The organism is Breznakiella homolactica (genome assembly GCF_016616095.2).
GTDB classification, from domain to species: Bacteria; Spirochaetota; Spirochaetia; order Treponematales; family Breznakiellaceae; genus Breznakiella; species Breznakiella homolactica.
Map to the genome: position 1 here is coordinate 3102814 of NZ_CP067089.2, position 26973 is coordinate 3129786.

The 26973-nt window shown below is 48.6% G+C and carries 26 protein-coding genes; 6 read left to right on the top strand and 20 right to left on the bottom strand.

The window, feature by feature from the left end; translation table 11 throughout:
* Positions 1-29 precede the first annotated feature (29 nt).
* From JFL75_RS13980 to JFL75_RS14015, 8 genes are all read right to left on the bottom strand, one after another.
* Positions 30-725: a hypothetical protein gene (locus JFL75_RS13980; protein WP_215627292.1), complete on the bottom strand. Its 696-nt coding sequence runs from the start codon at positions 723-725 to the stop codon at positions 30-32.
* 34 nt (positions 726-759) lie between these two features.
* A complete protein-coding gene (locus tag JFL75_RS13985; RefSeq protein WP_215627293.1) occupies positions 760-1155 on the bottom strand; it encodes an SRPBCC family protein in 396 nt (131 codons plus the stop codon).
* A gap of 56 nt (positions 1156-1211) precedes the next feature.
* Positions 1212-2006, bottom strand: a complete 795-nt coding sequence (locus tag JFL75_RS13990; protein WP_215627294.1) for a class I SAM-dependent methyltransferase — start codon at positions 2004-2006, stop codon at positions 1212-1214.
* Positions 2003-2692, bottom strand: coding sequence for an SH3 domain-containing protein (locus JFL75_RS13995; protein WP_215627295.1), 690 nt, complete (start codon positions 2690-2692; stop codon positions 2003-2005). The genes JFL75_RS13990 and JFL75_RS13995 overlap by 4 nt, the downstream gene beginning before the upstream one ends.
* 3 nt (positions 2693-2695) lie before the next feature.
* A complete protein-coding gene (locus tag JFL75_RS14000) occupies positions 2696-3871 on the bottom strand; it encodes an MFS transporter (protein WP_215627296.1) in 1176 nt (391 codons plus the stop codon).
* Between the two features lie 167 nt (positions 3872-4038).
* Positions 4039-4659, bottom strand: a complete 621-nt coding sequence (locus JFL75_RS14005) for a hypothetical protein (RefSeq protein WP_215627297.1) — start codon at positions 4657-4659, stop codon at positions 4039-4041.
* A 39-nt stretch (positions 4660-4698) separates the two neighbouring features.
* Positions 4699-6012 (bottom strand): hypothetical protein, encoded by a 1314-nt coding sequence (locus JFL75_RS14010; protein ID WP_215627298.1) that lies wholly within the window; start codon positions 6010-6012, stop codon positions 4699-4701.
* 48 nt (positions 6013-6060) lie between these two features.
* Entirely contained in the window at positions 6061-7218 is a 1158-nt protein-coding gene (locus JFL75_RS14015; RefSeq protein ID WP_349629687.1) for an acyltransferase family protein, read from the bottom strand.
* A gap of 134 nt (positions 7219-7352) precedes the next feature.
* Here JFL75_RS14015 and JFL75_RS14020 point away from each other — a divergent pair, with 134 nt between their 5' ends.
* From JFL75_RS14020 to ccsA, 5 genes are all read left to right on the top strand, one after another.
* The gene (locus tag JFL75_RS14020) at positions 7353-8207 is read left to right on the top strand and encodes a glycoside hydrolase family 16 protein (protein ID WP_215627300.1); all 855 of its coding nucleotides are present in this window, start codon (positions 7353-7355) and stop codon (positions 8205-8207) included.
* Positions 8208-8401: 194 nt separating this feature from the next.
* Positions 8402-10276 (top strand): FAD-dependent oxidoreductase, encoded by a 1875-nt coding sequence (locus tag JFL75_RS14025; protein WP_215627301.1) that lies wholly within the window; start codon positions 8402-8404, stop codon positions 10274-10276.
* Positions 10277-10567: 291 nt separating this feature from the next.
* Positions 10568-11101 (top strand): cytochrome c3 family protein, encoded by a 534-nt coding sequence (locus JFL75_RS14030; RefSeq protein WP_215627302.1) that lies wholly within the window; start codon positions 10568-10570, stop codon positions 11099-11101.
* A complete protein-coding gene (locus JFL75_RS14035) occupies positions 11094-11888 on the top strand; it encodes a cytochrome c biogenesis ResB family protein (RefSeq protein ID WP_223292658.1) in 795 nt (264 codons plus the stop codon). Before JFL75_RS14030 ends, JFL75_RS14035 begins: the two co-directional genes overlap by 8 nt.
* Positions 11885-12676: a cytochrome c biogenesis protein CcsA gene (ccsA, locus tag JFL75_RS14040; RefSeq protein WP_215627303.1), complete on the top strand. Its 792-nt coding sequence runs from the start codon at positions 11885-11887 to the stop codon at positions 12674-12676. The genes JFL75_RS14035 and ccsA overlap by 4 nt, the downstream gene beginning before the upstream one ends.
* Before the next feature lie 9 nt (positions 12677-12685).
* On the opposite strand, the gene JFL75_RS14045 is transcribed toward ccsA, so the two are convergent.
* From JFL75_RS14045 to JFL75_RS14090, 10 genes are all read right to left on the bottom strand, one after another.
* Positions 12686-13075, bottom strand: coding sequence for a Sec-independent protein translocase subunit TatA/TatB (locus JFL75_RS14045; protein ID WP_215627304.1), 390 nt, complete (start codon positions 13073-13075; stop codon positions 12686-12688).
* Positions 13075-13791 (bottom strand): twin-arginine translocase subunit TatC, encoded by a 717-nt coding sequence (tatC, locus tag JFL75_RS14050; protein ID WP_215627305.1) that lies wholly within the window; start codon positions 13789-13791, stop codon positions 13075-13077. Before tatC ends, JFL75_RS14045 begins: the two co-directional genes overlap by 1 nt.
* Before the next feature lie 50 nt (positions 13792-13841).
* Positions 13842-14024, bottom strand: a complete 183-nt coding sequence (locus JFL75_RS14055; protein ID WP_215627306.1) for a twin-arginine translocase TatA/TatE family subunit — start codon at positions 14022-14024, stop codon at positions 13842-13844.
* Between the two features lie 90 nt (positions 14025-14114).
* On the bottom strand, positions 14115-14276 hold the full coding sequence (locus JFL75_RS14060) for a hypothetical protein (RefSeq protein WP_215627307.1): 162 nt from the start codon (positions 14274-14276) through the stop codon (positions 14115-14117).
* A 20-nt stretch (positions 14277-14296) separates the two neighbouring features.
* Positions 14297-15184 (bottom strand): DUF4421 family protein, encoded by an 888-nt coding sequence (locus JFL75_RS14065; RefSeq protein WP_215627308.1) that lies wholly within the window; start codon positions 15182-15184, stop codon positions 14297-14299.
* Positions 15171-16370: an AI-2E family transporter gene (locus JFL75_RS14070; protein WP_215627309.1), complete on the bottom strand. Its 1200-nt coding sequence runs from the start codon at positions 16368-16370 to the stop codon at positions 15171-15173. The genes JFL75_RS14065 and JFL75_RS14070 overlap by 14 nt, the downstream gene beginning before the upstream one ends.
* 59 nt (positions 16371-16429) lie before the next feature.
* Positions 16430-16729, bottom strand: a complete 300-nt coding sequence (locus tag JFL75_RS14075) for an MGMT family protein (RefSeq protein ID WP_215627310.1) — start codon at positions 16727-16729, stop codon at positions 16430-16432.
* Between the two features lie 80 nt (positions 16730-16809).
* Positions 16810-20739, bottom strand: a complete 3930-nt coding sequence (locus tag JFL75_RS14080) for a transglutaminase domain-containing protein (protein ID WP_215627311.1) — start codon at positions 20737-20739, stop codon at positions 16810-16812.
* Positions 20717-21946 (bottom strand): DUF58 domain-containing protein, encoded by a 1230-nt coding sequence (locus JFL75_RS14085; protein WP_215627312.1) that lies wholly within the window; start codon positions 21944-21946, stop codon positions 20717-20719. Before JFL75_RS14085 ends, JFL75_RS14080 begins: the two co-directional genes overlap by 23 nt.
* The gene (locus JFL75_RS14090; RefSeq protein ID WP_215627313.1) at positions 21915-22862 is read right to left on the bottom strand and encodes an AAA family ATPase; all 948 of its coding nucleotides are present in this window, start codon (positions 22860-22862) and stop codon (positions 21915-21917) included. Before JFL75_RS14090 ends, JFL75_RS14085 begins: the two co-directional genes overlap by 32 nt.
* Positions 22863-23009: 147 nt before the next feature.
* Here JFL75_RS14090 and JFL75_RS14095 point away from each other — a divergent pair, with 147 nt between their 5' ends.
* Positions 23010-23741: a hypothetical protein gene (locus tag JFL75_RS14095; protein ID WP_215627314.1), complete on the top strand. Its 732-nt coding sequence runs from the start codon at positions 23010-23012 to the stop codon at positions 23739-23741.
* Between the two features lie 76 nt (positions 23742-23817).
* On the opposite strand, the gene JFL75_RS14100 is transcribed toward JFL75_RS14095, so the two are convergent.
* Positions 23818-24462 (bottom strand): peroxiredoxin, encoded by a 645-nt coding sequence (locus JFL75_RS14100; RefSeq protein ID WP_215627315.1) that lies wholly within the window; start codon positions 24460-24462, stop codon positions 23818-23820.
* Positions 24463-24730: 268 nt separating this feature from the next.
* Positions 24731-26815 carry a methyl-accepting chemotaxis protein gene (locus tag JFL75_RS14105; RefSeq protein ID WP_215627316.1) on the bottom strand — a complete coding sequence of 695 codons (2085 nt, stop codon included), beginning with the start codon at positions 26813-26815 and terminating at the stop codon, positions 24731-24733.
* Between the last annotated feature and the right edge of the window lie 158 nt (positions 26816-26973).

Below are 26973 nucleotides of genomic sequence, written 5' to 3' on the forward strand. Positions count from 1 at the left end.
GCTGCGCAACGAGCCGCTGGATATAAAAACTACATCCGCTGACTTTCGTCTATTTCATTAAGTAATTCTTCACATAAACCATAATCAGATAAAAACCGTAATTTATTCCGCTCGGATAGAAAATACTGGTAATACTTATAATAATTACCGGTAAAGTATTTATTCCAATATGTTTCCTGTTTTTCCTTAATAAGAATTTTCTCACAGGATAAAAGCACCAGAAAATTGCAGTCAGGATATGATTTTGTTTTAAAATAATTAAACGCTATTTCAACAGCATTACTTTCCCATTCAATTATTTCTTTATATAAATAATTCGCGCCAATACTCGTAAAGGTTTTGCATTTTTTTATATGGCCGCTGCTTGGATTTACTTTATTAACGGAAAAATGTTTTACACCCATTGCCCGGATTACTACGGGGAATTTGAGTCTGTTCTGGTTTATTTTTATATCTTTCTTTTTTATTAATGCCAGCGCAAAATGCAGCGCCGCGTAATCATTTAAGTAAATGATTACATCATTTTTAGTTCTTCTCTGGGATAATATCTCACTGTCATGTAAATGTCCGAAAAAATACTTATTCGCTGTTCCCATTCTATTTCTTAAAATGTCTTTCTTTTTATTATACTCATCACATACTGATGGATCGGCGGTCATATCCGTGAATTGTTCGATAAGAGTTGGAGCGATATCCTTGATGTTATCCTTTCTGTCAATCTTCATAATCGTTCTTTGCTATTCTTTCCAGCGCAATAGGTTATTTCTTTTCCACCGCCGTTTTAAATTTATGCAGCGCTTCCTGAAAGGCTTTCCGGGTCGCGGTTCCTCCGTCGGAAAAGGACGCGCCGCCTTTTGTTTCCTGGGCGATTTGAAATTCCAAACCCGAGGCGAAGGTATCCGTCAGTTTAAAACTGATAGCCTCAAATTTACTTTCCAGGGTAATAAAGCTTTTTCGTGAATCCGCCACGAACCCTGTCACCTTGCTTTGCGACCCGTTTTCCCACTTAACATATCCGGGAAAAAACCGGCCGGGATACAGCCATTTTGCTTTTTTTATTTTACTCCACCACTGTTCCCAGTTCTGGGGATTCAGTAAAAAAGTCCACGCAGTCTCCATGGATACATCAAGATTAATTTCCTGGTACACAGTCATACTTGCCTCCGGTAACAGCTTTAATTATACCATGCCAAAACGAATTCCGGGTCTTATTATCTTTTTATTAATCTTGCCCTTAAACTGAAAGTAAACGGCAGCTTGCTGTCAAAAAACGGATAATGGTAATACCCATTACCGCAGTTTTCCATTTCACCGGTATTAAAAAACAAACAGTCATACTCATTGAAGTTTTCTATGGTTAATCCGGCGCCGGCCAGCGGATTTATTATATCACTGATTTTGTACATCCATTCATAGGTAACCGCTTTCTTTTCATCAGACGCATATCCGCCAATTGTATCAAAACAATCAGGCTCCCGGACAAAATACGGATATTTTATCTCCAGTTTATTATCCTTGAGCTTTTCTTCATCAAAGGTTAAAAAGAAAGGGTGCGAATCCAGCAGATATAATTCACCGTTTTCATTGAGCAGATGCTTTACTGTTTCGGCCCATTTATTCAAATCGGGAAGCCAAATCAGCACGCCTTCCGTTGTGAATACCATATCATATTTTTTATTGTGGTTTTCTTTTAATTCCATAATATCCGATTCAAAGAAATCAATATTTTTAATACCTAATTCCTCTGCCATCTTTTTTGCGTAATATATATTTTCCGGGACTAAATCCACTCCGGTAACTATTGCTCCTTTCCGGGCCAATGAGATACTGTCAGCTCCGGTATTGCATTGAAGATGGATTATTGTTTTTCCCGATATATCTCCCAGTTCTTTTTCAACAACACTGCTTAACAGAGACTCATTTTCCATTAACACTTTTTTAAAATGTTCATAATGGTCTTTTGATAATAATCCCCAGGCGGTTTTATTTGACTCAATTTCTTTCATTCGGTATCACTCCTTTCTGCATAGGGATTAAGATTTATTACCTCTAAGGTACTTTGTTTTCTATCTTTAAAAACTATTTCCCCATCCATGGTAATTTGTAAAACAACGTCAATAATACTATTATGTTTCTCAAAAAAGCTTAAAAAAATGTTAACTGAATTATTTTCTTCTTCAAAATCACAATCAGTATACCAATAATCTATAGATGGATTCTCAATAAGACTTTCAAAGCATATTCTCCGTTTATTTATATAAATAACAATATCCTTATCTATTCTTAAATAGTTTCTTGATTCCGAGTTTGCAATTCGATATTGAAAATAATCTACGATACCATTTTTATCTATATCATACAGAACTGTTTTTACAGCTATTCCCCCGCCCCAGATATACCCTGTTATCTGGTTATACTTTATCCTGTACCAGCAAGATCTCACTCCATCAAATGTTTGAGTATTATGAACATCTTCTAATAGAGATATTTCATCATGCATTGCTAACGTCAGTAATACCTGAGAATCAATATCCGGATTAGAATAAACTTTTACATTGTCTTCTATTAAAAAATAATTTCCGGGTTTAAATGAAAAGTTCAAATGAATATTTTCAATTTCATTCAGGTCCTGCCCAAAAATATTTGAACATATTAAAATAGAGAACAGTACCATAAACAGGTTTGTGCGCAAAATCTATATCTCCGCATTCTTAATCTTTTTCGTGATAATTAATCCGCTGACTGCTCCTAATATACTAAGCAGCATTACAATAATTATTATGCTGTTTTTTCCATATACTAAAAAATACGAAAACACAGGCGGACCCAATGTTGAGCCAAGATTCCCCAGCTGAGCAACAACCCCGTTCGCGTTTGTCTGCTCTTCTGCTGATAACGATATTTTCGGTATTAATGAAAATACCGATCCCTGGATTATTCCGGAAAATAAAATCAATATCATGGACGCAGCGATAAACAATATATTGTTATTGAAGGATAATTTAATTACACAAATTAACAGCAGCAGGGATATATACGCAAACACACTCAGCTTCGAAGGCGAAACAAAATACTGCGACACGATTCCCGCAGCCATTGTACCGCCAATGCTAATTAGCGGCAGGATAATCAATAGCATGCTTTTTGTTTTCTCGTCTCCGGACAATCCGGGCAGAAAGGTAAACAACGCGATAAACATAAAAGTATGAAAGAAAAAGATTATCCCCGGAGAAACGGTTCTCCAGTTTGAATATACTTTTTTGTGAGCAGTTATAAATGATACTTTGTTATCTTCAGTATGCGGAATATGTATTTTCCGTATGGTAAAGAACAGGATTACAAAAATACTTATCATTATTATGGCATGGGCCAAAAACAATCCCGAAATGGAAAATAATTCCATGATTGGTTTTCCGGCCCATGCGGTAACCGAAAACGCGACACCAAAAAAACTGCTCCATAATCCCATAACAAGTGAATGGTGCTTTTCCGAGCTTAAAAATATTATGATCGCCGGAGCCGTAACTATGATACCTAAATGAGAGATACCTTCCATTATTCTGGAGATGAACAATACCGGAAAAGCCGGATTTGACGCCTGAATAAGAGAAATAACCGCGCCTAATAATAAGCTGATTAATAAGATTTTATTTTGTCCGATTTTCGGGACGTATATACTAACCGTTATTCCAAAAACCAAACCAATTAAACCAACAATAGATAATGACAGGCCAATCCAGAAAGGATTTACGGTATATTGGTTTTTGAGTGAATCAAAAGCAAAAGAGAATTTTGCAAACTGCATAGCAGCCGCAATTCCGGCAAACCATAATACAATAACTAAAAACCAATTTGTTTTTGCCTTATCCATTTTTTCCTTTTTTCAGCATGTGAATACACGATTATATCCAAATGTGCCGCATTGCCGCCCCAATGGCAATGCAGTTGAACGGCTGTCCTTAGGTAAAATAAACCAAAGCCGTCATCGGCGCAGCGCATGACATCAGTTTCTTTTTGACGAAACTTCCCTTTGGATAATTACATAAATGAATATTTTGTATATTCTGTATCAATTTCTTCCGGGAAAATATAGTTAACCTGTATTATCCTGAAACGTTTATCTTCTAATTCTATAAACTCACCTACTTTCTTATATTGCGTCATACCCGTTTTTCTTATTTCGGTATAATCAAAATCATCTGCCAAATTTTCTAATTTAATTTCATTATATAATGATACCGCCTGATAAATATCATTTTTGTAAATAAATCTGGTGGTATAAAAACCTTCAAAATCATTATACGGTTCTATATAAAATATTTCTTCCAAGGAATCTATTTCTTTATTGGGTCCGATGGGGGTACGGAAAAAATAAAAGACTATTCGTTTTTTAGTTTCACTATACAATATTTTATAATTTACTTCACAGTTTTCATAATAATCATATTGATAGTGAATAACAGAGATTCCGGTTATTTTTCCGTATGGGTATATTTTATCTTTGGTTCCCGTTAAATCAATATTGCCATTTGTCGTGGATATTCTTGTCTCAACTTTTTTTAGCATATCTCTATTTTGCTGGTAAATTTCCACAGTAGTATAATCTTTGCCGCAGGACACAAAAATAGTAATACACAAAAGATATAGTATGTTTTTCATTTACTAAGTTTTCGTCCTTTTACTATAATTTATATCTCTCTAATCGAGAATTTTTCCGCTAGGTGATATAACGGCGGCTGTCCCTTGATGGCCATACCACTCCCATGTCTGAAATTCCGATGCATTCCAGAAGAGAACCGTATCACCTATAAAATGCCATAGAATTGTTCTGCCGTCAGGAAGCAGGATACATCTTGAGTATTTTCTGCCTGGTTCCATAATAACTAAAAAACACGCTTCGTCTAATTGGCTTCTAACTTCATTAACTAAGTCGGTTTTACCATGTTCCACCAAATCGTCAATAAACTTCCCCTGAACGTAATTGCTCATGGATTTATCATTTACAAAGCGTATCTCGATTGTATTCTCGGAATTATCAATGATTTTTATAAGCCACGGAGTATCCAGAACTCTAGCAATTAATCCATCAATTTTACTGTAAAATGGAAGCAGACTCCCAAGAGTTTCGTTTTCATAGGCTATATCAAGTCCGACAAATAAATTTTCAAAGGTTCCTTTGGGAATTAATTCCGCGTCCCAGACAGATTCAGTATTTAAATCAATTGAACCAAGATGCCTAAAGGCAGACTTTTTGAGGAAAAAAATTTCCTCAATTTGCGAAATTGTATCGCCGATTTTGCCGCGGGTCCCCAGCATAGACAACTCATCCTTGATTATCCATTCAGTTCCTTGTGCAATAAAAGATATTATATCCAGCCCGGAAACCCTTTTCTTATTGGGAAAATCTTCAGGAAGAAGAGCGGAAACCGCGGTGCTTATTTGAGCGTTATAGGTTTGCGCGGTTTTCCCGGAATGACTGATGTACCATGGAAGCATAAACGGCAACTGCGATTCTGATTGTATAGTTATGGTTTCGCCGTTTTTGAAGAATATTTGAATTTGGAAGTATGGATAATCATCAGTCCAATGTATACGGTCAGGTAAATACTGTTCACTCAGAAGCCTATATGTTGTTTGCATATTACAGACTGTGTTTATAAATAATTCTTTCTGGTTTTCATCCCACCGTGATTTATCGTCCGCCCAGATAGCAGCGTTTGTATTTAACCAATCCTGGTCTATTCCAAAATTCTGGAGTTCAATGGCAGAAAATGCGGGATCTTCAATCACGGAAAGAAAATGTATCAGCAATTCCATAAACTCAGAACTTGCGGTTTGATTATTTATACACAAAGTATTATTAACCGTATTTATAATCAGTTTACTTTGGGTATATCCCCATCCGGACCGGGACGATTTAATAGTAATTTTATCAACGGCTTCTATATTAAATGCTCCGGCAAACGTTGCTGTTATAAAACATAAAAACAGAATACTGTATAATTTCTTCAAACTACATTCCTCTGATCTGCCAATAAGATGCAATCAGGCGAAGCACCGTTATTTAGCCGTTTTTATTCCGCATATATACCGCAGGAACGGAATTCTTTTAATTACCAATTCAAATAAAACAATAAACAAAACGTATACAAGAATTATTCCCAAAATGTACATGAGATAATGATTCATGTTCAGCCGTATTAAATAATACATGACTAAATTTACCAGTATAAAATGGAACATATACAATGAAAATGAAGTATTGGATAAGTAATCATATACTCTGTTTTTAAAATTAAGAACCTTTTTGGCAATTCCGGTAAACAGCATGACCAATGAATACTCCGCTGCTCCCTGGAAGAAGGCGGTTATTACTTTGTATTGGTATTCTTTCGTATTGTACAGCCGCGCGAAATAGTCCGTATAATTCTGCGCGTATTTTAAGAAAAGCACCCATGTAGTCGCAATAATACCGATACCCAAAAAAACGGGGATGTTCTCTTCAATTTTATCCAAACATTCTTTTCTGCTGGCAAAAAGATATCCCAGCATAAAAAACGACAGATACACCATAATATTAGCCCAGTCATCAACAATATTCTGAATGCCGGGAAAGAAAGGCCGGAGAATCATTTCGAATACGATAAAGAGCACTATCGGCAGAATTATATTTTTCTTCCGCGCGAGGAAGGTCCCAATTTTTTCTTCCGGTCCGGCGCTGTTTTTTATGAGCACCCGTAGGAGGAGAAACACCATGGAAAACATAAATAAATATATAAGAAACCAGAAATGCGCCCATCCTAAATAGGTTTCGAATTTCGTAAAGAAAACAGGGTAAAACTTAAACAGTGAACCTTGGAACCCATTCAGATTGAGCGCCCTAAAATATGCCATCACGGGACAAACAGCAATAATCGCAAAAACAGCCGGCAATAATAATCTTTTGCATCTTTCCAGGAAATATTCTTTATTGGTCCTCTTTTTCAGCGCGTAGTAGGTTGAGATTCCCGAAACAAAGAAAAGCATCCTCATGAACCACAAATTCAAAAAGGTTGACTGGATGAAAAAATACAGCGAATTGTCTTTTACCGGCAGAAACACGTAGGCGTCGCCAATGTGAGAGAATGTTATCGCAATATGGTGCGGCACCAATAGAAGCACGACAATAATCCGCAGCCAGTCTAAATAATATTCCCGTTTATTTTCTTTCATACCCATACTGAATTTACCACACAAACCGGAATCACACAATTTGGGATCTCCGTTGACGGCGCGGCGCTTAACCGGGCAGGACCCGGAGGTATGAGGTATTATGAAGGAAAATTCTATACGCTTTTTTGTGCTATACTAAGATGATGAAGAAAATCCTATTCGGCATGGTTCTGCTCCTGGCCGGAAATATCTGTATCCATTCCCAGGACCCCGGCCGGCGAAAAGACGGTACCATTACATCCGGCCGGGTTAACACTTCCGGCAAATTCTCTTTCCAATACGGCAGGATTGAGGCGGGAATCAAATTCCCAAAAACAGCCGACGGCCTCTGGCCCGCCTTCTGGATGCTGGGGGATGATTTTTCCTCGGCGGGATGGCCCCAATGCGGCGAGATTGACATCGTGGAAATGGGGAACAAAACCGGCATCGATACCGGTACACAGGAACGGTATTTCAACGGCGCCGCCCACTGGGGCGCCCTGCAGGATGGGGGCCATCCCAATTACGCCCGGGCATCCGTCAATGGCTACAGCCTGCAGGACGGGGAATTCCATGTATTCGCCATGGTATGGAATGAGAAATTCATAGCCATGTATCTCGACGGAAATTCCGACCCCTATTTCATAATGGATATCGAAGCCGAATCCGTCAGGGACTATTTTCATAAACCGTATTTTATCATCCTCAATCTGGCGGCCGGCGGGGATTTTCCGCGGATATACGACAGCGGCGGAGTAACCGCCCTCAACGCCGAAAACAACTTTACCGCAGCTATGTACGTGGATTTTGTGCGGGTCTACGGAAAAGACGGAATCCTGATCTGGGAGGACGAATTTGATGCCGGAGTTTTGGACGCCGGCAAGTGGAATACCGAAGAAAACAGCGGCGGCGGCGGAAATCACGAACTGCAGGAGTACCGCGGCCGGAATATTTCCGTGGAAACTGACCGTGAAACGGGAAAATCATGCCTGGTTATCACGGCAAAAATGGACTAGCATTTTTGCCGGCCGGCATCCCGCCCCGGACTCCAATGTACGGCAAGACTTACTTTTTACAGAAAATTCAAGAATAACGGCGTTTAATATATAAAAAAATAGAGATATCCAAATTATTCATCTTGACACCTTAAGAATGGAGGAATAATCTAAAATATAGTAATTAATTATTATTTTCCTTAAAGGAGAAAATCTTGAGCAAGGAAACTGAAAAAAAAGACGGAATTTCCAGGCGTGATTTCGTCAAGGCCGTCGGAGCCGGTGCTGCTGTAGTAGCCGGTACCGCCATCGTACAGCCTCTTTCCGCCCAGGGAAAGAAAGACGGCGCTGCCGGTTCACAGCCGGATCCGACGCAGACCCCAAAAAAATGGGATCTGGAAGCCGATGTGGTTATCATCGGTTCCGGCGCGGTGGGACTCCCCGCCGCAATCCGCGCGGTGGAATCAGGCGCTTCTGTAATTGTGGTTGACACCAACTACGATATCGGCGGCCACGCTATTACCAGCGGCGGCAACTGCCCCATGGGCGGCGGTACATCCTTCCAGAAAAAATATGGTATCCAGGATGATCCTGATACTTATTTCAAGGATCTTACCGACTGGTCTGTTGTTGAAGTCAGCGGCATGCCGGACTATCGCTACAATGACCCCTTGGTACAGCGGGCGCTGGCTGACAACATGGCTCCCGCCTTTGAATTCCTTCTGGCCAACGGTGTTCCCTTTGTGGACCAGGAGCCGGACAATTCCGGCGCCCACGCCACGGGTATTTCCGCCAAACGGGAACACCACACCCGGTGGACCCAGGGTCAGAGCGCGGAAAGCCCCGCCGGCGCCGGCGGAACCAGCCTGATGCGCGCCCTGGAGGACAGCGCCCGCAAGAAGGGTGTAAAGATCCTTCTGAACTACCACATGGACGTGATCTTCCGGGAAGGGATGAACAGCGGCAAGGTTCTGGGTATCCAGGCCCATTACACCCCGACCATCCTCCCCGGCACCTCCACCCCGCTCCAGAGTTTCCGCACCGAAGGAAACATTGACATGTCCCAGGAAACGGTTTCCATTAAAGCGAACAAGTCCATTATTATCGGTACCGGCGGAAGCACCGGAAACGTGGATTTCCGCAGAATGTTCGACCACCGGCTTGACGAAACCTATCCTCTGGCGGCGGATGAATATTCACCCCAGGACGCATCCGGCGAACTCGCCGCCATGGCCATCGGCGCCAGCCTCTGGGGAACCACCAACCAGACCATGGACCGGAACGGATACCTCCGGAAGCGGCCCATCATCGGAACCAGGACCAACTATATCGGCTGGACCGCGGACAGCCCCCTCTTCCCGAAGATCAAATACACCGGTCTTCGGGTGCGGACCTGGCAGGATGCCATCATCGTCAACCAGGCGGGAAAACGGTTCTACAACGAAATGCAGGACGGCTACCCCAATGGTACCCATGAAGGGTTCTACAACAAATTCGGCGGGTACGTCCGCGGCGACTGGCGGAACGCCACCAAGATCGATTACAAACCCCAGAACTACTGTGACGCTGCTTTGGCTATCAATGAGGGCTCGGTGGCTCCGAACTTCTCCGCTGGTCCCCAGTGGGCGATTTTCGACAGTGAAACCGTCAGGCGGGAACGCTGGAACGTGGATGATCCCACCGCGGCCAATCCCGAGCTGTTCTTCAAAGCTGATACTCTGGAAGAACTGGCGGACAAAATCAACACCTGCCCCTGGCAGAAGCACAAGATGTCCGGCCAGATCCTCAAGGAAACCGTTCAGCGGTACAATTCCTTTGTGGACGGCGGCGCCGACACGGACTTTGACAAGCCGAAACCAATGTACAAGTTCGAAACCGGCCCCTTCTACGCTGCCTGGGCGACCTTTGCGGTTCATGACACCTATGTTGGCCTCCGGATCAACGACAAGTGCCAGGTACAGACCATGAAGGGCGATATCATCCCCGGCCTGTACTGCGGCGGCGAATCCGCCGGCGGCTGTTCCCAGCACGGTCTGGCCCGCTGTCTCTGCCAGGGCTATATTGCCGGCAAGGAAGCGGTCAACGCATAAAGTTCACCCGGTATTCATAAAATACCAATCAGGCCCCCTGAATTTTCAGGGGGCCTTTTCTTTGGGCAGACGCCTGCAACAGCAAAGAAACCGCGCGGCTTTCCTTAGCGGCGCCCTTTCATGCTGAAATATCGGGAATTTAATAGAAAATCCGGTATAGAAGCATGGCAAACCAAGGTGTTCCGGGGTGCCGGATGAAAAAACGTTTTCCGAAACGTTTTTTGGACCTTTTACTTTTTTATAGAATTGTGATATACTTGTACTATAGAAATGATCCCAGGGGGTACACCCATGAAACACCAGAAAATACAATCAAGCTGCACCATTTTAATTATTCTGGCCGCAGGAGCGCTGTTTTTTACGTCATGTTCCGGAACAACGCGGACGGAGATGAATGTCGGGCAGATCAACGCCGTATCCCGGCTGGTTCCGGATATGCCCAAGGTAATGTCTTTCCAGTCTTCATATAAAACCGGAAACGGGAACCAGGCTGTGCCTGTGATGCCCTTTGAAAAAGTACAGACCGCAGCCGCGGATCCCATCACCAACGCCTGCCTCCAGTGCCATGGTCCCTTTGAAGAACTTATGGAACGGACCAAGGATTACGTGAATGAATGGGATGTTACGGTTAATCCCCATACGTATGTGGATATAACCAAGGGAAACCCCCACGATACGACTATGATCGCAACCTGTACGGAATGCCATGAGCAGCATCCGATTCCGCCTACGGCCAATATGAACATCAAACAGGCGAATCTCCAGTACTGCTATACCTGCCATCATGATGAGGAATTCATCTCCTGCAACACCTGTCATGGCTGATAATGGAGAACCGCTGACCCAGGACAACCGCAGAATGCCGCCTAAAAAAGGCGGCATTTTTAGAAAAATCTTCGCTGCCCTGCGTTCTTTACGTTTTACGATTATTATTATTGCCTATATTGTCGTTGCCGGGGCGGTTTCCACGTTAATACCCCAGAATATGGATACGGAGTATTATTATTCCCTGTATTCACCGGGGCTTGCCCGGTTTATTACCGTATCCGGACTGAGCCATTTTTTCAGTTCTCCGGCGTTTCTGGTCCCGGTGGGTCTTTTTTTTATCAACCTGCTGGCGTGTACCCTGTTCCGGTTTACCCGGGAACTTAAAAAAAAATCAGGCCGCAATTTCGGGCCGGATATTCTCCACGGCGGGCTTATCCTGTTTATAATCGCCGCCTCCCTGAGCGTATACCACCGGATGGATGGTTCCGTGATGCTGGCGGTGGGGCAATCGGTGATCCTTCCCAACGGCGACATCATGACCCTGGAAGACTTTGAATTCCAGAAATACGAGGACGGACGGCCGCGGGCATGGATCAGCTATGTAACGGTCTCCAGGAACGGCGAGAGTTACCTTGAATCCCACCCGCTGGAGGTTAACCGCCCCCTGAAACTCGACGCTTTTTCGCTATACCAGGTATCCTACGGAAATATGGGCGGCCGGGATTATTCGGTAATCCAGGCTGTGGGCGATCCGGGATATACCTTTGTGGTGGTTTCACTCATAATAACCGGTATTGGAATCTTTGTTACTTTTATACCCAAACTGAGGAAAAGAAAATCATGATTAACCTGGCAACCATTGCGTGTATATTGCTCGTTCCCGCAGTAATCATCCAGATAGTTTTTCTGTTCAGGAAGAAATCCGATCCGGATCCGGTCTCTCATTGGCTGATACTTGCGGCGGCTGTTCTGCTGCTGGCGACCATGGTCTGGCGCAGCATCCAGATATCCTTTGTGGCCCTTACCGGCACATTTGAATCCCTGATTTTTTACTCCGCCGTGGTCTGTATACTGGTTTTTATTTACCGGCTTCAGAAAAAAATACCCTACATAAAAGGTATTGCCTTTGGCGCGACTTTTATCGCCCTGGTTCTCCTTGCCGTTGCCAGTTCACCCCTGGCGTCAAAGGATGTGCTTGCCCCGATTCCCGCGCTGCGGTCTTCCTGGCTGCTGCTCCACGTTTCGTTTTCGTTCATCGGGGAATCTTTTTTCGTGATATCCTTCGCCTCCGCTTTGGCGACACTCATCACGAAGAATCCCGAAAAACAGAAAAACTATGACCGCATAACCTATACCTGTATTGCCGTGGGATACCCTATTTTTACCGCCGGGGCGCTGATATTCGGCGCTGTGTGGGCCCAGAAGGCCTGGGGACGGTGGTGGGGCTGGGATCCCAAGGAAACCTGGGCGCTTATAACATGGCTGGTATATACGTTCTATCTGCACCTGCGGCTTATTTCAAAGAAGTCCGGGAAAATGCCCGCCCTGGTGGCGGTGATCGGATTTCTCTGTACGGTGTTCACCTTTTTCGGGGTTAACTACCTGCTGCCGGGGCTGCACAGCTATAAGTAGGCAATCCGCTCACGGGTTCCGGACGGCTTCCTGCTCGGCTTCCGCGGCCGGGACAGCGGCGTTTTCCTCGGGTTTTACCACTTCGTAGGTCACGGTTTCCGTGGCGGAAACGGGATTGTTTTCCGAGGCCGGGGCGGCAGTATCGGTTATCGCCTTGGGCGCATCCGCCGGGGCGGCTTTAGCGGCGGTTTCGGCGGCTTTCTTTTCATCCAGCGACGCGGCCTCATCAATTTCCTGAATTATTTTATCCTTGACCGCGATTACTTCGTTGTATGTCTTCTTGAATTTGCCGTATAAACGCCCCGCGCTGCGGAAGAACTTGGGCAGATCCTCGGGTTTGATAAAGACTATGAGAATGAGACAAATTATCAGTATTTCAGAAAACCCGATTCCGAACATCAGCCCTCTCCGAATTTAAAGATTTTCGCGATCAGCAGGGCAAGGAAATAAAAGAAGACCAGCGGCAGGGCCACCCCGAGCTGGCTCACAAAATCAGGCGGCGTTATGATGGCCGCCACAATAAAAATACCGACAATAATATACCGGCTGGCCTTAAGGACCTGTTTCCGTTTGAGCACGTTCATGATCAGCAGAATTTCCATGAGAAGCGGTGTCTGCAGGGCCAGAACCGACCAGAGGATAAAGCTAAACACGTAGAAAATATTGGTCTGGTAATTGAGGAGGTACCCCACGCCTTCGGGCACAAAGTAGGGATTGGTCAGGAAGGCAACCGCCAGGGGCACGACCTTGAAGTACGCCAGATAGGATCCCACCACGATAAGTATGAGACTGAATACGAGGAAGGACATCACAATCCGGCGCTCCCGAGTGGTAAGCCCGGGAAAAACGAATTTTATGATACCGAAAATATGAACCGGCAGGGAGATGATAAATCCGGCGATCACCGTCATCTTAAGCTGCGCTACGAATCCTTCCGCGATGGAACTTACCACCAGGGTCTGTTCCACAACGCTTCCCACGCTTTGGAACTGGGCAGTGAAGAGAGACAAAATGTGATCGGAGAAAATGAAGCTGACGACACAGGCAATTAAAAAGGCTACGAGGGAAACTATTATCGAATTGCGCAGTTCCCGGATATGCTCGATGACGGGCATAACCTTTCCTTCATTTTCTGCATTACCGGAAGGATCCATTTACGGTACGCTTACGCCTTTTTTTCGGTAGAATCTTCAACCTGCTTGTTTTCTTCTGCGTCCCCTTCCTTCATGGCCTTGGTAAATTCCTTTTTGGCCTGGCCCAGAGAACGGGCGAACTTCGGGATCGCCGTGGCGCCGAAGAGAATCAGAATAACCAATACAATAACGAGAATTTCGGTATGTCCAAGCATAATATGCCTCCTAGAATAAAGGATTACTTATTTCCATAAGCATATCAGAATATCTCTATTCCTGCCAGATATCATTGCTGAAATACCAAATTATTTCTGCATCATAAGAAAAATGCTGCCCGCAATAATAAAAACCGCGTCCATGGCCGCCATAAACAGGAGGGTATATTTGAGCTTAAATCCCCCCACAAAATACATCTGGACAAAAACAACGACGCTCATAATAAGGACACCGACGGCGATTATTACCATTTCCTGCTCCAGGGGTAAAATTAAAAACGCTTTGAGAATGTTATACTGGTTTTTCCCGATAAAATGGAATCACTGACCGAGCTGTCCCGGATAATGCCCAAAAAATTGCCCGTAAAGGCGACATTGACGGACCATGTACCGCCGTGGTGGCCGGCGGAAAACTTCGGCAGAACCTGGGGGGAGAAGAACCATTCCCCGTTGGTAACACAGACCCCGGCGTTAATCCCGATAACCGCGTTGATGTTTATAAAAAAATTATTTTTAAAAATCCAGGTATAGGAATATCCGGCGTTGGGCCCGAAATGGATATAGTGCATTTTTTCACTGTACCGTCCAATAAGTCCATCCTCCGAATGGATGGATGTATAAAACATGCCGAATCCGAGGAGGGCGCCCCCGCTGGAGACCGTCTGCATCCGGTTAAGGGTGTAGGCGGCCCGGAGGGAATGGACTTCGTTGTTGAAAATATACATACCGCTGACCCCGGCGGAAAAAAGCGCCAGATCGGTTTCGTCGATATTGGCGGTTCCCTCTTCCAGGTGGAACCCTTCGTATTTCCTGCAGAAAGCTTCCACCGCCAGGATGTTGCCGAAATAGGAGACGGAAAAATCAAAAGAATCGGTCTTGGAAAATTCATGATTGTAGAGGAAGGGTATGGAAATCGAGAAACCCAGGGAAATCCGTTTGTAGGTAGCGCCTATTCCGATATCGATGGGTCTGTTCGAAGTGTACTCATCTTCCGGCTCACGGTGTTCGGTAAAACTGAGAAAATTGTACTTCAAAGAAAATCTGACGGCAAAATCATTTCCAAAGGATTGAATCGGGGCGTCCTGCGCCCGGAGCGCCGGCAAAGATACAATGAGGAAAACAAAAATCCCCGCGGCGCGCCGCAGCTTACTGGGATTCATCGGGTTTCCCCTTTTTTCTGCGGGAAGGAAGGCGGATTTTTTTCCGCCGCGGAGGATCTTCTGCCGGGGGCTCTCCCGCCAGAGGGCTGCCCGCAGCCTTAAGCCGGCTATTAACCTGTTCCCGGAGCAGGGCGTATATCACCGAACAGAGGGGAACGAAAATGAGCATCCCCGCAATTCCCATGAGATCGCCGCCGACAACAACGGCCACCATAACCCAGATGGACGGCAGCCCCACGGAGGTTCCCACCACATGGGGGTAAATCAGGTTGCCTTCTATCTGCTGGAGCACCAGGAAAAGAATGACGAATATCAGCGCCTGGACCGGGCTGATCATAAGGATCAGAAACCCGCCGATAAAACAGGCGATAAAGGCGCCGAATATGGGTATCAGGGCGGTGATACTCACCAGAACGCTGATCATCAGCGCGTAGGGGAGCCGGAGGATATTCATGGAGATGAAGAACATCAGGCCCAGGATACAGGCTTCGAGACACTGGCCGGAGAGGAACCGGGAAAAGGTGCCGTTTGCCAGGGACGCGACGGAAAAGAACCGGTCCGCCCTTTCTTTGGATAAAAACGCGTAGACCAGTTTTTTTGCCTGGAACCCGAGTTTTTCCTTCTGAACGAGAATATACATGGCAAAAACCAGGGCAATAATAAATGAACCGATGGTGCTGACCGCGGACACGGCGGCGTTTACGGTGGAATCGAGGAAACTGCCCACACCCACCCTGAAAAACCCGAAAACGTAATTCCGGATTTCATCCCAGTTTATTTCAATTTGAGAAAGCCATTCGATTATCCGCGGATTGCTGCTGAAGAAATCATTCCCCCAGGTCACCAGCTTTTGGATAAACGCGGGAAAGGCGGTTCTGAGGGTATCAAAGGTCCGGCCCAGTTCGGGGATAACCAGAACACCGGCCAGTACGATTATACCGGCGAAAAGCACCAGGGTCAGGACCAGACTTACAATCCGCTTAAGCTTGAACCGCCGTTCCAGCGCCGCCATGGGAACATGCACAATAAACGCGATACAGGCGCCGAGAATAAAAGGAAAGACCAGACTGAAGAGCCGGCCGATGAGCGCCGCAAAACGGTCAAAATACGTGACCGCCAGCAGGGCGGCTCCCGCGATCAGGGCGTATCCGGCAAATTTTTTAAATGATGTATTATCCGTATTCACATGAAACCTCAAGTTTTTTAAACCCGTACCGGGGTGATTTTTGCACCCCGTTCACGGTATCAGCACCCGTACCGGGTCATATCCACCGATCCGGCATCGCTTACCGCCACACCTTCGCCGCGCAGAAGCAGAATCTGATCTTCCCTGCCTTCTCCCGGGCGCAGGGCGATCCTGCCGTCGGCCTTTATGATCCGGTGCCAGGGCAGGTTCTGGGATTCCGACATGGAGTGGAGTATCCGGGCAACCTGCCGGGCGCCGTTGGAAAGGCCCGCCTTCCACGCGATGTTCCGGTAGCTCGAGACACGGCCCGCCGGAACCGCCTTGATTGCCTGGATTATGCAGAAGGTCGTCTCGGTCATACAGCAACAGTATGCCCTGTTCAGCCGGTTTTTTGAAGTATCCCGGGCGGAATTACCAAAACATGGGGCGCCCTGAAGCCCTACCGCGCCGTAAACAGGAGATTCCCCAGATTTTCCGCCAGCCGTCCCATGGCTTTGGATGAAAGGTCCCCGGCGGGAATGGTATGCCGGGCCGCGGATATTCCCCTGCCCGCATCGAAGAGTTCACAGAGGGCTTCCGTTCCCTGCAGCGTAACGGTCAGCCTGAACCGCGGCGCTTCTCCGGAAGGCCGGATATCGAACCCGGCGCCGGAAAGTGCCCGGACGAGCCGTCTTTCGGCAGACCGCGGACCGCTTCCGGAATCAACGGTCAGTCCCACCGGGAAGGCTATGCCGTGCTGTCTGAGGGCGCCGGCATTGAGAGCGTACAGCCGCTCCGCCGCGTCCCGGGATACCGCCGCTTTGTCCCGCCCCGCGGCGTGCCGGGCGATTACCCGGTAGGCTTCCGCAATCATATCCCGTTCCCAGAGGGAATCGAATTCCACCAGGGCGGCTTCGGCGGGAGCGGTTTTTTTCAGCAGCCGCCCTTCTTCCAGCTCATAGGAGGGAGCGGATTCCGGTATCAGGGGGACTTCAAAATCCCGGGCACCCCTGAGGTACGTCAGCCCCCGCCGGGGATACGCCGCAAAGGCGGTATAGTAGTTTGACAGGGCATCCAGGGTCTGTCCCTGGGCGGCGTAGGCGTCCGCGGCAATGAGGCTGTACTTCTGGAACAGAAGTTTATTAACTTCCGCCTTGAACCGGTACGAAACGCCCCGGAAGATATTTTTGACACCCTCTCCGAAACCGGTATAGGGTTTAAAAGCCGCGGACTCGGCCAGGCCCCGGTAGCTGTCATATAAAATTTCATGGATATCCCGTTTATAGCGGTTGGGGTTGATCCCGTAATTGATCATCCACGATAGGTCATTGGAGGAAAGTGAATCCTCGGCGTACAGCCGGGCTTCCTCCAGGCGTCCGGCGATCCGGTACGCCTGGGCAAGGCTGATTTTCGAAAGCGGCGACCGGTCCCGTTCGTAGGCTTCTCCGTATTCGATAAAGGCCTGGGGAAAATCGAGCCGCCGGAGGAACAGCTCTCCCCGGGCCAGCCGTCCGGAGGCCCGGTCCGCCGCGGCCAGGGACGCGTTGGTCCGTTCGTAGGCATCGGCAAAACGGTAAAAGCGCGTTTCCAGTATGGAAAGGTTGTAATTAGCCACCGCGGTAAACACCCGGTCACCGGTCTCCTCACCCTCCGCGATTGCTTCGAGATAGCGTTCCTTGGAGTCCCCGTAACGGAACATATCGGAATAGACCGTACCCAGGGTCATGGAAAAATTCATGTCCGGACCGAACCGCTCCAGGGCGCTGAGGAGCAGGGCTTCCCCCTCCGCCAGACGGTGGAGTTTATAGTACATCCAGGCCAGATCCCCGATAGCCGCGGGGCTGTCCGGATCAAAGATAAGGAGCCGTTCAAGGTAAACCACGGACAGGGCGTCGCGGTTGAGATGGCCCGCGGTCCGGGACAGCCGGTACAGGAGATCGGGATCATTCGGGGTTATCCGTTCCACCGACCTGAATTCATCCCAGGCTAGGTTGTACAATCCCCGGGAGTAATACAGCGAACCCAGGGACCAGGGGAACCGGGTATCCTGGGGATACAGACCGGAACCGCGGGAATACAGCTCTATCGCCCGGTCCCAGTTTTCCGCGTTCTGGGCGTTAAGGGCCTGAAAAAACAGGGTATCCGCGGATTCGGAACCATCCTGGGATTGTATCCGGTCACCGGTGAGGGGAATAAGCAGGAGCAGCAGTACCATGAATGCCGTTCCGCCGGAACGGGGCCCTGCGGACCGGGAATTCTTTTTCGGGGGAAGGACAAGGCTCAGGGGCGGAAGAAGCCAGGCCAGAGCCCTGCGGTACCAGGGAACCAGTCCGCGGTAATTCCCCGAAAAAACGGTGTACAGCGTCCGCATCTGGCGCCACTCATCACGTCCGTACTGCGGAGAAAACCGGGCGGCGGAAAAAGCCTGGTACAGCCGGTACAGCCCAAGGCCGGCCCGGCCGTCGATGCTGAACGACCATTCACCGTCGGTTTCGGAAATGCTCCTCCGGTATCCCGCCAACGCCAGCCGCCGTTTCGCGTGGATCCAGCAGAAGGAAGATTTTTTCCGCGGATTCTTTGAAACCATTGAAGCAATCCATGATCCCGAACGCATCAGTATACATACAAGGACGTACCCGAATAAAACCAGAATAACCCAGCTTCTGCGGAGAAAACGCTGTACTTTTCTGCCCAGTGCCGCCAGGGAGGATCCTGAGGAATCGTCCTCACCGGTATCCTTGGCCTGGAGACCGGAACGGTTCTGGAGTATCTCCCGCATAAGCCGCTCGAAAAGGTCCCGGGAGGTCCCTTCGGAAAAACGGTATTCTTCGCCTTCGGCCAGAAAGTTTGTGGTAGGATCGTACTCAATCCAGCCGTAACCGGGATAACGGACTTCGACCCAGGCATGGGCCATGTCGGACCGGACCGGAAAGTAGTCAAAGGTATTGGTCTCAGGATCAACGAAAAAACCAACCGCCACCCGGGCAGGGATGCCCAGGGAACGGAGCAGGAGGGTCATGGAAAACGCAAAATAAGAACAATAGCCCTTTTTCGATTCAAAAAGGAAATACCCGAGCTGATCGCCGTCAGGGGCAATACCCGGTTTGAGGCTGTACCGGTATTCACCGTATTTCAGCCGTTCATAAACCATCTGGATTTGGTCCCAGTAACCCCGGACATTTCCGGTCAGCTCCCGGGCGTATTCGGCAATCCGCTGGTCCCCGCCGTAGTCGGTATAGTAAGCGTATTCTTCGGGGGAAAGTCCCAGTACGCCGGGGCCGGGCTCGCCCCGCACGGAATCGATCAGTTCAAAAGGCATAGCTTCGCTGACCCGGCTCCGGACGGCATAGGCTGATTTAAAGGACGAAGCGTCCCAGGTGCGGAAGGGAGTAACCGATACCGGCTGGTTCAGGGCAATAAACGCGGACGCGTCAAAATTAACGAGAAAATATTCCTGATCGGTAAACCGGGCTTCGATGGTTTCCTCGTGGCTGAGCTCCCGGGAACTGTCGGGAAGCCGCTGGGGGTGGATCGCCTCGTCCCGGGTTTCATCAAGAAAGAACCCCTTTTTCGGACCGTAACCGGAAAGAACGAAACGGCGGAGCAGAAGGTGGAAATCCTCAGGATCTTTCCGGACAATAAGGACAAGATCGTCATTGAGGCTTATTTCGCTCTCCAGGCGTAGAAACTGGGAAAAATCAAATTTGAACAGATTTGGCTGCAGAAGGCCGCCGCCCTGATTCACCGCCCGTTCCTCGGAAGGTTTTATCAGAAGCAGACCGCCGATAAAAACCAGGGCCAGAACCGCCAGAATACCCTGTACGCGTTCCATCCTGCGTACCCGGAATACCGGATCAGTTGTCAGGATAAGAGCGATCATCTGGAGGAACAGGATCCCCCCGAATACGAGGATCATCGTAACCGGCATGCGGTACAGTTCCATCTCCGATGTTTTAACCGCGGAGAAAATTACCAGGAGGAGCGCATCGGAAGCAATAATATCCCCCCGCAGGAACGAACGGGAACGGCAGGCAAAATAACTCGTCAGCGAAGCCCAGTAATACGGAACCAGGGAAACAAAGTTATTCCTGTCCATACCCAGCAGGAGGGAATCAAAAAAAACAGTGTTCCCGGTACGGAAAAATCCCGGAACCGTAATAAACAGCCGCGCAACCCATGGAATAAGAACAAGGACAAAGACGGCGGGCAGAACCGGAAGCCGCTGTTTTTCCAGGGTCCAGGCCGCGCCCAGGGCAAAAAGAACATTAATCAAAAAAAAGGAGGTATCAGCCAGATCACCGGCAATGAGCCGGAACTGGTAGAGTATGCCTAACAGCGCGGCGGAACGGACTATAAATGCGGCGGTACTAGGCCTTGAACGAACGGGCATGAACCCCTCCTTTCCGGCCGTAAATCCCTGCGCACAGCTCCGCCGCTTCACGCTGGCGGCCGCTGCTGTAAAGGAAAACCAGCTCAGTTCTGAGCCTGTTTCCCCGGGTTTCCATAAATTTATCCAGTACCGAGGCTCCGCCGTATTCCCTGGGCAGGGCAAAGAGAACAACCCCCCGTTCATCAGCGGCGCCGGGAAGTTTCCCCGCTTTCTCAAATGGTTCCGCCGCCGGGAAAGCGAGAACCGCGGCAGCCTCGCCGGCTTCCCCGCCCCCGGCAAGGCCGCTCCCGTTGTATCCGATAAAGACATCCGCACCGCGGCGGCAGTAATCAAGGATAAGCGTCAGGGCATGGGAGCAGAGCAGATCCACTCCCCTGCGGGCCTCTTCAGGGGTATACAGCGCCGGATCCGCCGAAGCGTCCACCAGTAAAATAAGTTTCGACCGCGGCGGCGGTTCCGGTTCGCCTTCACGCACAAAGAGGTCCCCGGCATGGCTGTAAAGTTTCCAGTTAATTCGCCGGGGATCGTCACCCGGAATATACGGTCTGTGATCAATGAGATCGTCGGAACGAATAAAGCTGGGCTCCGTACGGTCTTCCCTTCCTCCGGATTGAACGGAAACGGGAAGTAAATTTTCCGCCGCCCGGGGCGAAGCAAGGATACGCACATCCGTATCCGCCGCCGCAGGGAGGGCGCCCCGGAAAAATCCAAACACATCCAAAACCGATAAGGCGTCGTCCCTGCCGGAATAGGCGCCCCGTTCAGGAACCTCCAAGGCCGGCAGCGCGTTGGCGCGCCCCGGATCAAAGGCGTGATGCAGCTGCCTCCCATCCCTGGTAGAAAGAAAAAACTCATACCGGATGAGCAAACCCGGAAGCCGGACCAGCCTCCGCCGGCAGCCCCAAGAAAAAATAAGTTCCGCGGCATCCCCGGCGCGGAGCTGTTTCGGCATAAACCGCACGGTCATGGCCGCAGGGCTTTTCCGGTGAATGATAAGAACTATTACTATCCCAAAAAAACAATACCCGAGAATGCATACCAGAACCGCCCCCACTAATGTGAGAGCCAGTTCACCGCGAACCGTGCCGGCGGTGAATGCCAATATTGTAATGAGCAGAATAAACAGACCCAGAGTTTGAGGAACCGGGATAAAGCGCAGAAGTTTCCGGATCGGATCAGACTTTTTTAAGCCCATTGATTCTGGCAAGGCCGATCTCCCGTATAATTTTTTCAGCCTGCGCCCGGGGATCCCGGAGTTTTACTCTGTGGGCGAGAACCGGGACAACCAGGGAAACCAGATCTTCATCGGTTACAAAATCCCTTCCCCGGACCAGGGCCAGGGATTTAGCCGCTTCCAGCAGATGGAGTCCCGCCCGGGGGGAAGCACCCAGAACAAAAGCCCGGTGTATCCGGGTATCCCTCACAATATCGGCAATAGCCTCTTTGAGGTTCTGATGGCAGAAAACTTTTTCCGCCGCGGCCCGGGCCTCAATAAATTCCGACACCGTAAGCGCCGGCTCAAGTTTTTCCAGACAATGGCCCGAAGGATCATCCTCCAGGATGGAAAGCTCCGCGTCCCGGTCGGGATATCCCAGGGTGAGGCGCATCATGAACCGGTCAAGCTGGGCCGCGGGGAGCGGGAAGGTTCCTTCACTTTCCACCGGATTCTGGGTGGCCACAACGAAAAACGGCTGGGGCGGATAATGGGTCGCTGAGCCGATGGTAACCTGGCACTCAGCCATAACCTCCAGCAGGGCCGACTGGACCTTCGGGGTTGTCCGGTTTATCTCATCGGCCAGTACTATGTTGGCCAGAACCGGCCCGGGAACGAAACGGAACGAGGCCGTTTCCGGATCAAATACATCCACCCCGGTAATATCATACGGCAGAAGATCCGGAGTAAACTGAATGCGTTTAAAAAGAAGCCCGCCGCCGTTATCAGCGGATATGAGCTTAGCCAGGGTCTTGGCCACCGTGGTCTTCCCGAGACCGGGATTATCCTCAATAAGGACATGGCCCTTCGCGAGAACCGCCGCTACGAGGTATTCCAGAAATTCCCGTTTACCCCGGATGATCTTTTCCGCGCCCCGGATGAGCCTTTCCGCTGTATCTTCGATTTTCATGCTTCTATAAGCATACCACCATGTACCGGCGGTTTCAATGACGGTGACGGTAACCTATGGCATGGCCGATGTTTTACTTAGTATATACCATCACGCGGATATGCTATCCTGGGATGACTTGATATACTAAAAAACAAGGGGCTATGAATGAAACAGGCGGTATTCGGACTTATTATTGTGGTGTGTTTTCTCTCGGGGTGCGCGTCGATGGGAAAACCGAAGGACATGTCCGGGTATGCCCCGGTCGGTATTGTTGCCGTAACATCGAATTACGATATTCTGTGGGTTGGGGAGCAAGCGCGGTCCAGTTCCAAGGGTGTCGAAACGGTGCGGAATACCCTTGGTTTGAGCGCTGATAAGGAAGATGTATATAACTCGGATGCCGAAAATCTTATTAATGAAGCCGAAACCATTCTGCGGAGTCTGTTATCCCACTCAGGTATAGGGGAATTCGCCGACAAAAATACGGTCATCAATTCGAGATCCTATCAGAACGCGGAACTCGATTCCCGGGCCGTAAAAAACAACGATACCGCCGCCGAGGGTTATAAATTAATAAACAGCGGAGACAAGCAGCTTGCGGCGGACCTTGCCGCGGAAACAGGGATCGGCAGCAGTATGTTTGTGCGGTTTAATTTTTCCAAGGATCTTTCTTCCGGTATCGGAAAAACCGGGACCATGAGGGCAATAGTTACCATGGCGGTTACAATTATCAGCGCCGATGGTAAAACCGTTTATAAAAAATCCGGAGATTATACCAGCAGGGCAAAAATATCAGTTTCAGGCGGAGCGTACGATAACGATGAACTGATGGATCTTTTTTACGCGACCATCAGCGACGCCTGCTACGACTTTACGGATCAATTCACGCAGCAGTAAGCCGTGTCCAACCGAAGCCGATAAAAAAACCGGGAACCTTGAAGGTTCCCGGCATTAAAAAGAAAACGTCCGATTTTTACAGCTGTTTATAGCTGAACCACCAATCGTAGCCTTCATATTTCTTTTTGTATTCCTCGGCGCCTTCCACCGTCTTGGGCGGGGGAATAATAACCTTATCCTTGATCAGTTCATTATTGGGCCAGTTGGCCGGCATGGCGACACCGTTTTTATCGGAAATCTGGAGCGCCTTCACCGCCCGGAGGATTTCATCCATGTTCCGGCCGATTTCCTGGGGATAGTAGATGGTAAGTCTGACCTTTCCTTCGGGATCCATGATGAACACGGCCCTGACCGTATTCGTTCCCTTTCCGGGATGGAGCATACCGAGCTGCATGGCAATCGCGTCATTGGCGGCGATAACCGGGAAGGTAATATCCACCTTGAGATTGTCCTTAATCCATTCAATCCACTTTATGTGGGCCGTGATCTGGTCGATTGACATACCGATAAGCTTGACCCCCAGCTTGTCAAATTCCGGCATAAGTTTCTGAAATCCAACAAACTCTGTGGTACAAACCGGGGTAAAATCCGCCGGATGGCTGAATACAATAAACCAGCTGCCTTTCATGTCATGGGGAAGGTGCATCGGTCCCTTGGTGGTCTGGACCTGCAGTTCCGGAAAAACATCCCCCAGAAGAGGCATATTCATGTGCTGTTCCATTTTTTTCTCCTTATAATTTTGGTCTTTACTTAAATAGTAATAAATTCCCCGGTCGGATTCAATTTTTTTTGTTAAGCAATTATAACAAATATCTGGATTTTTTCCGGAATCCGGCCTCACACCATTCCGGGAGAGACCTCCCAAACCCAGCACCCCTTCCATGGCAGGGTAACCGCAGTTTGGACCGGGGAACAGCAAAGAAGCATGGTACATACCGGTAACATGCTTCTTTGCCGGGGACTCTGTAAACTACGGTTACCCTGACACATCACTCCCGGGTTTTAAAATTCTGGATTGAGGTGTTTAGTTCCTGAACGCTGGTTTTCGTATGGAATACGGCTTCAACCACGGCTTTGGAGTTTTTAGTCAGGGATTCAACATCGTCTTCACATTCCGTGACCCTGGCATCCACATTCCGGCTCAGCTCGGTAAGGTTCCTGCACGCCGTCATGGCCTCATCCGCGCCGTTCTGCATGGAGGCGGCGCCGTTCTGTACATCCGATGTAATTGTATTAATAGCGGCTATGGACTCCAAAAGCTGCTGTGAACCGGAACTCTGTTCCGCTGTGGCATTTTTAAGATCCGCGATGATTTTTTCTATCTGCTGAATCATCCCGATCATGGTGTCAAAAGACTGCTCCACCCGAAAGGAGGAATCCGCGATCTCGATTATCCGTTTCTGGATCGACAGCAGGGCGTCCCCGGAACTCTTTACCTGGCTCGCGGTGGTTTCCGCAAGCTTCCGTATTTCCGAAGCGACCACGGCGAATCCCCTCCCCGCTTCTCCGGCATGGGCGGCCTCAATGGCCGCGTTCATGGCAAGCAGGTTGGTTTGGGTTGCCACGTTAGATATAACCGAATTCATCTCAGCCAGGGCCTGGGATTCCTTCTCCACCGCTTTCATGGCCTCGGCGTTCTGGGAAAGCCGTTTCTTCTCCTCGTCCGAGGAAAGCACGAGTTCATTCACATGGCTGTTCGCGGACGCGGTGCTGTTTTCTATGGAATGGATACTGGCGACCAGCTGCTCAATCGCCGCGGAAGCGCCGCTGATCTGGGCTCCCTGGGCCTTTATTTTCTCGTTCAGGTTTTCGATTTCCTGGACAACGAGATTTACCGCGGATTCTGTTTTTGCCACGGACTCGTTTTCCCTGCCCACATCCGCCCGGATCGCTACCACCGCGTCCTGGACATGGGCGATGGTTTTCTGGGTTTCAATGGTTGAAGCGGACAGATCATCCGCGGTCCGCTCAATTCCGTGGGAAGCGGTTTTGATTTTTACTACCAGAGCACTGATTCCCTCGGCAAAATGGTTGAAACCCCGGGAAAGCATGAACGCTTCTTTTGACGCGTATTCCGGGGAAACCACCGATAGATCGCCCCCGGAAATGGTATTGAATGAAGTGACCAGCTGCTTAAAGGGCGACGTCAGGGAATAGCTGAAAAACAGCGCCACCAGGGATGAGACGGCGGCCAGGACAAGGACGATAATAATTACCAGTACAAAAACCCGCCGGGAATCAGCCTGGAGCACACTTAACGGTCCCGTGGATACGAGATACCAGTCGGTTCCGAGAACCGGAGCCGTACAGATATACCGGTTATCCTGAAAAACAACCTCCACGGTATTGGTTAAGACACTTTCCCGCCGCAGTGAAGCGCCGTCTTCCTCAAAATAATTCTTCTTCAGTATTTTTTCCGGATCCGAATGGACCAGATACAGGCCGTCGGAACCGATCATAAAAGTCGTTCCCCCCTCGGCTATTGTCCTGGTACTGACAATATCGGTGAGCACATCGAGGAACACGTCTGTCCCCACAACCCCGGCTATGCGTCCGGCGCTGGTTACCGCGGTCCGGACCACGGTTATACAGATCCGTCCGGTTTGGTCGTCCACATAGGGGGCGGTAATCACCGTCCGTCCGGGGTTTTCCATTCCCATTTTAAACCACGGCCGGAGAATCTGGTCCCAGGGCGGAGCGGGATTCCATCCGGTACCGGCCACAAAATACCCGCCCGGATCGTACCGGGAAATAACCGTTCCGTAATAAATCTCAAAGGCGCTGGGGTTTTCCGACAGCATGCTGCGGAGCAAAGTCTGCATCAGGTTAAAGTCTGTGACAGAATCGGCAAAGGACGCGGCGAAATTCGTCATATCAAAGGACGGCGACAGGGCGTACTGTATGTCCGTGTCGAGATATTTCATGGTGATTTCTGCGGAAGAATAAAGGTTTGCCGTAGTAATCCTGTTTATATTGCTCATAAAAACAGCGGAAAGAATAACGGAAATAACGATTACCAAACTTAAACACAGTATCAGAATCTGCACCGATAATGATACATGCCTCTTTTTCATACACTGCTCCTGCAAAACAATGTTTTAATTTTCGAAGGCATCCAATTACAAGAAGATACGCCGAAGAATATCCCAGAATGAAGTTAAGCACAATCGAAATGGTTGCATTTTTACATCGGTTTAAATTGTAATGCTCTTAATATTTACATACAAGGGAA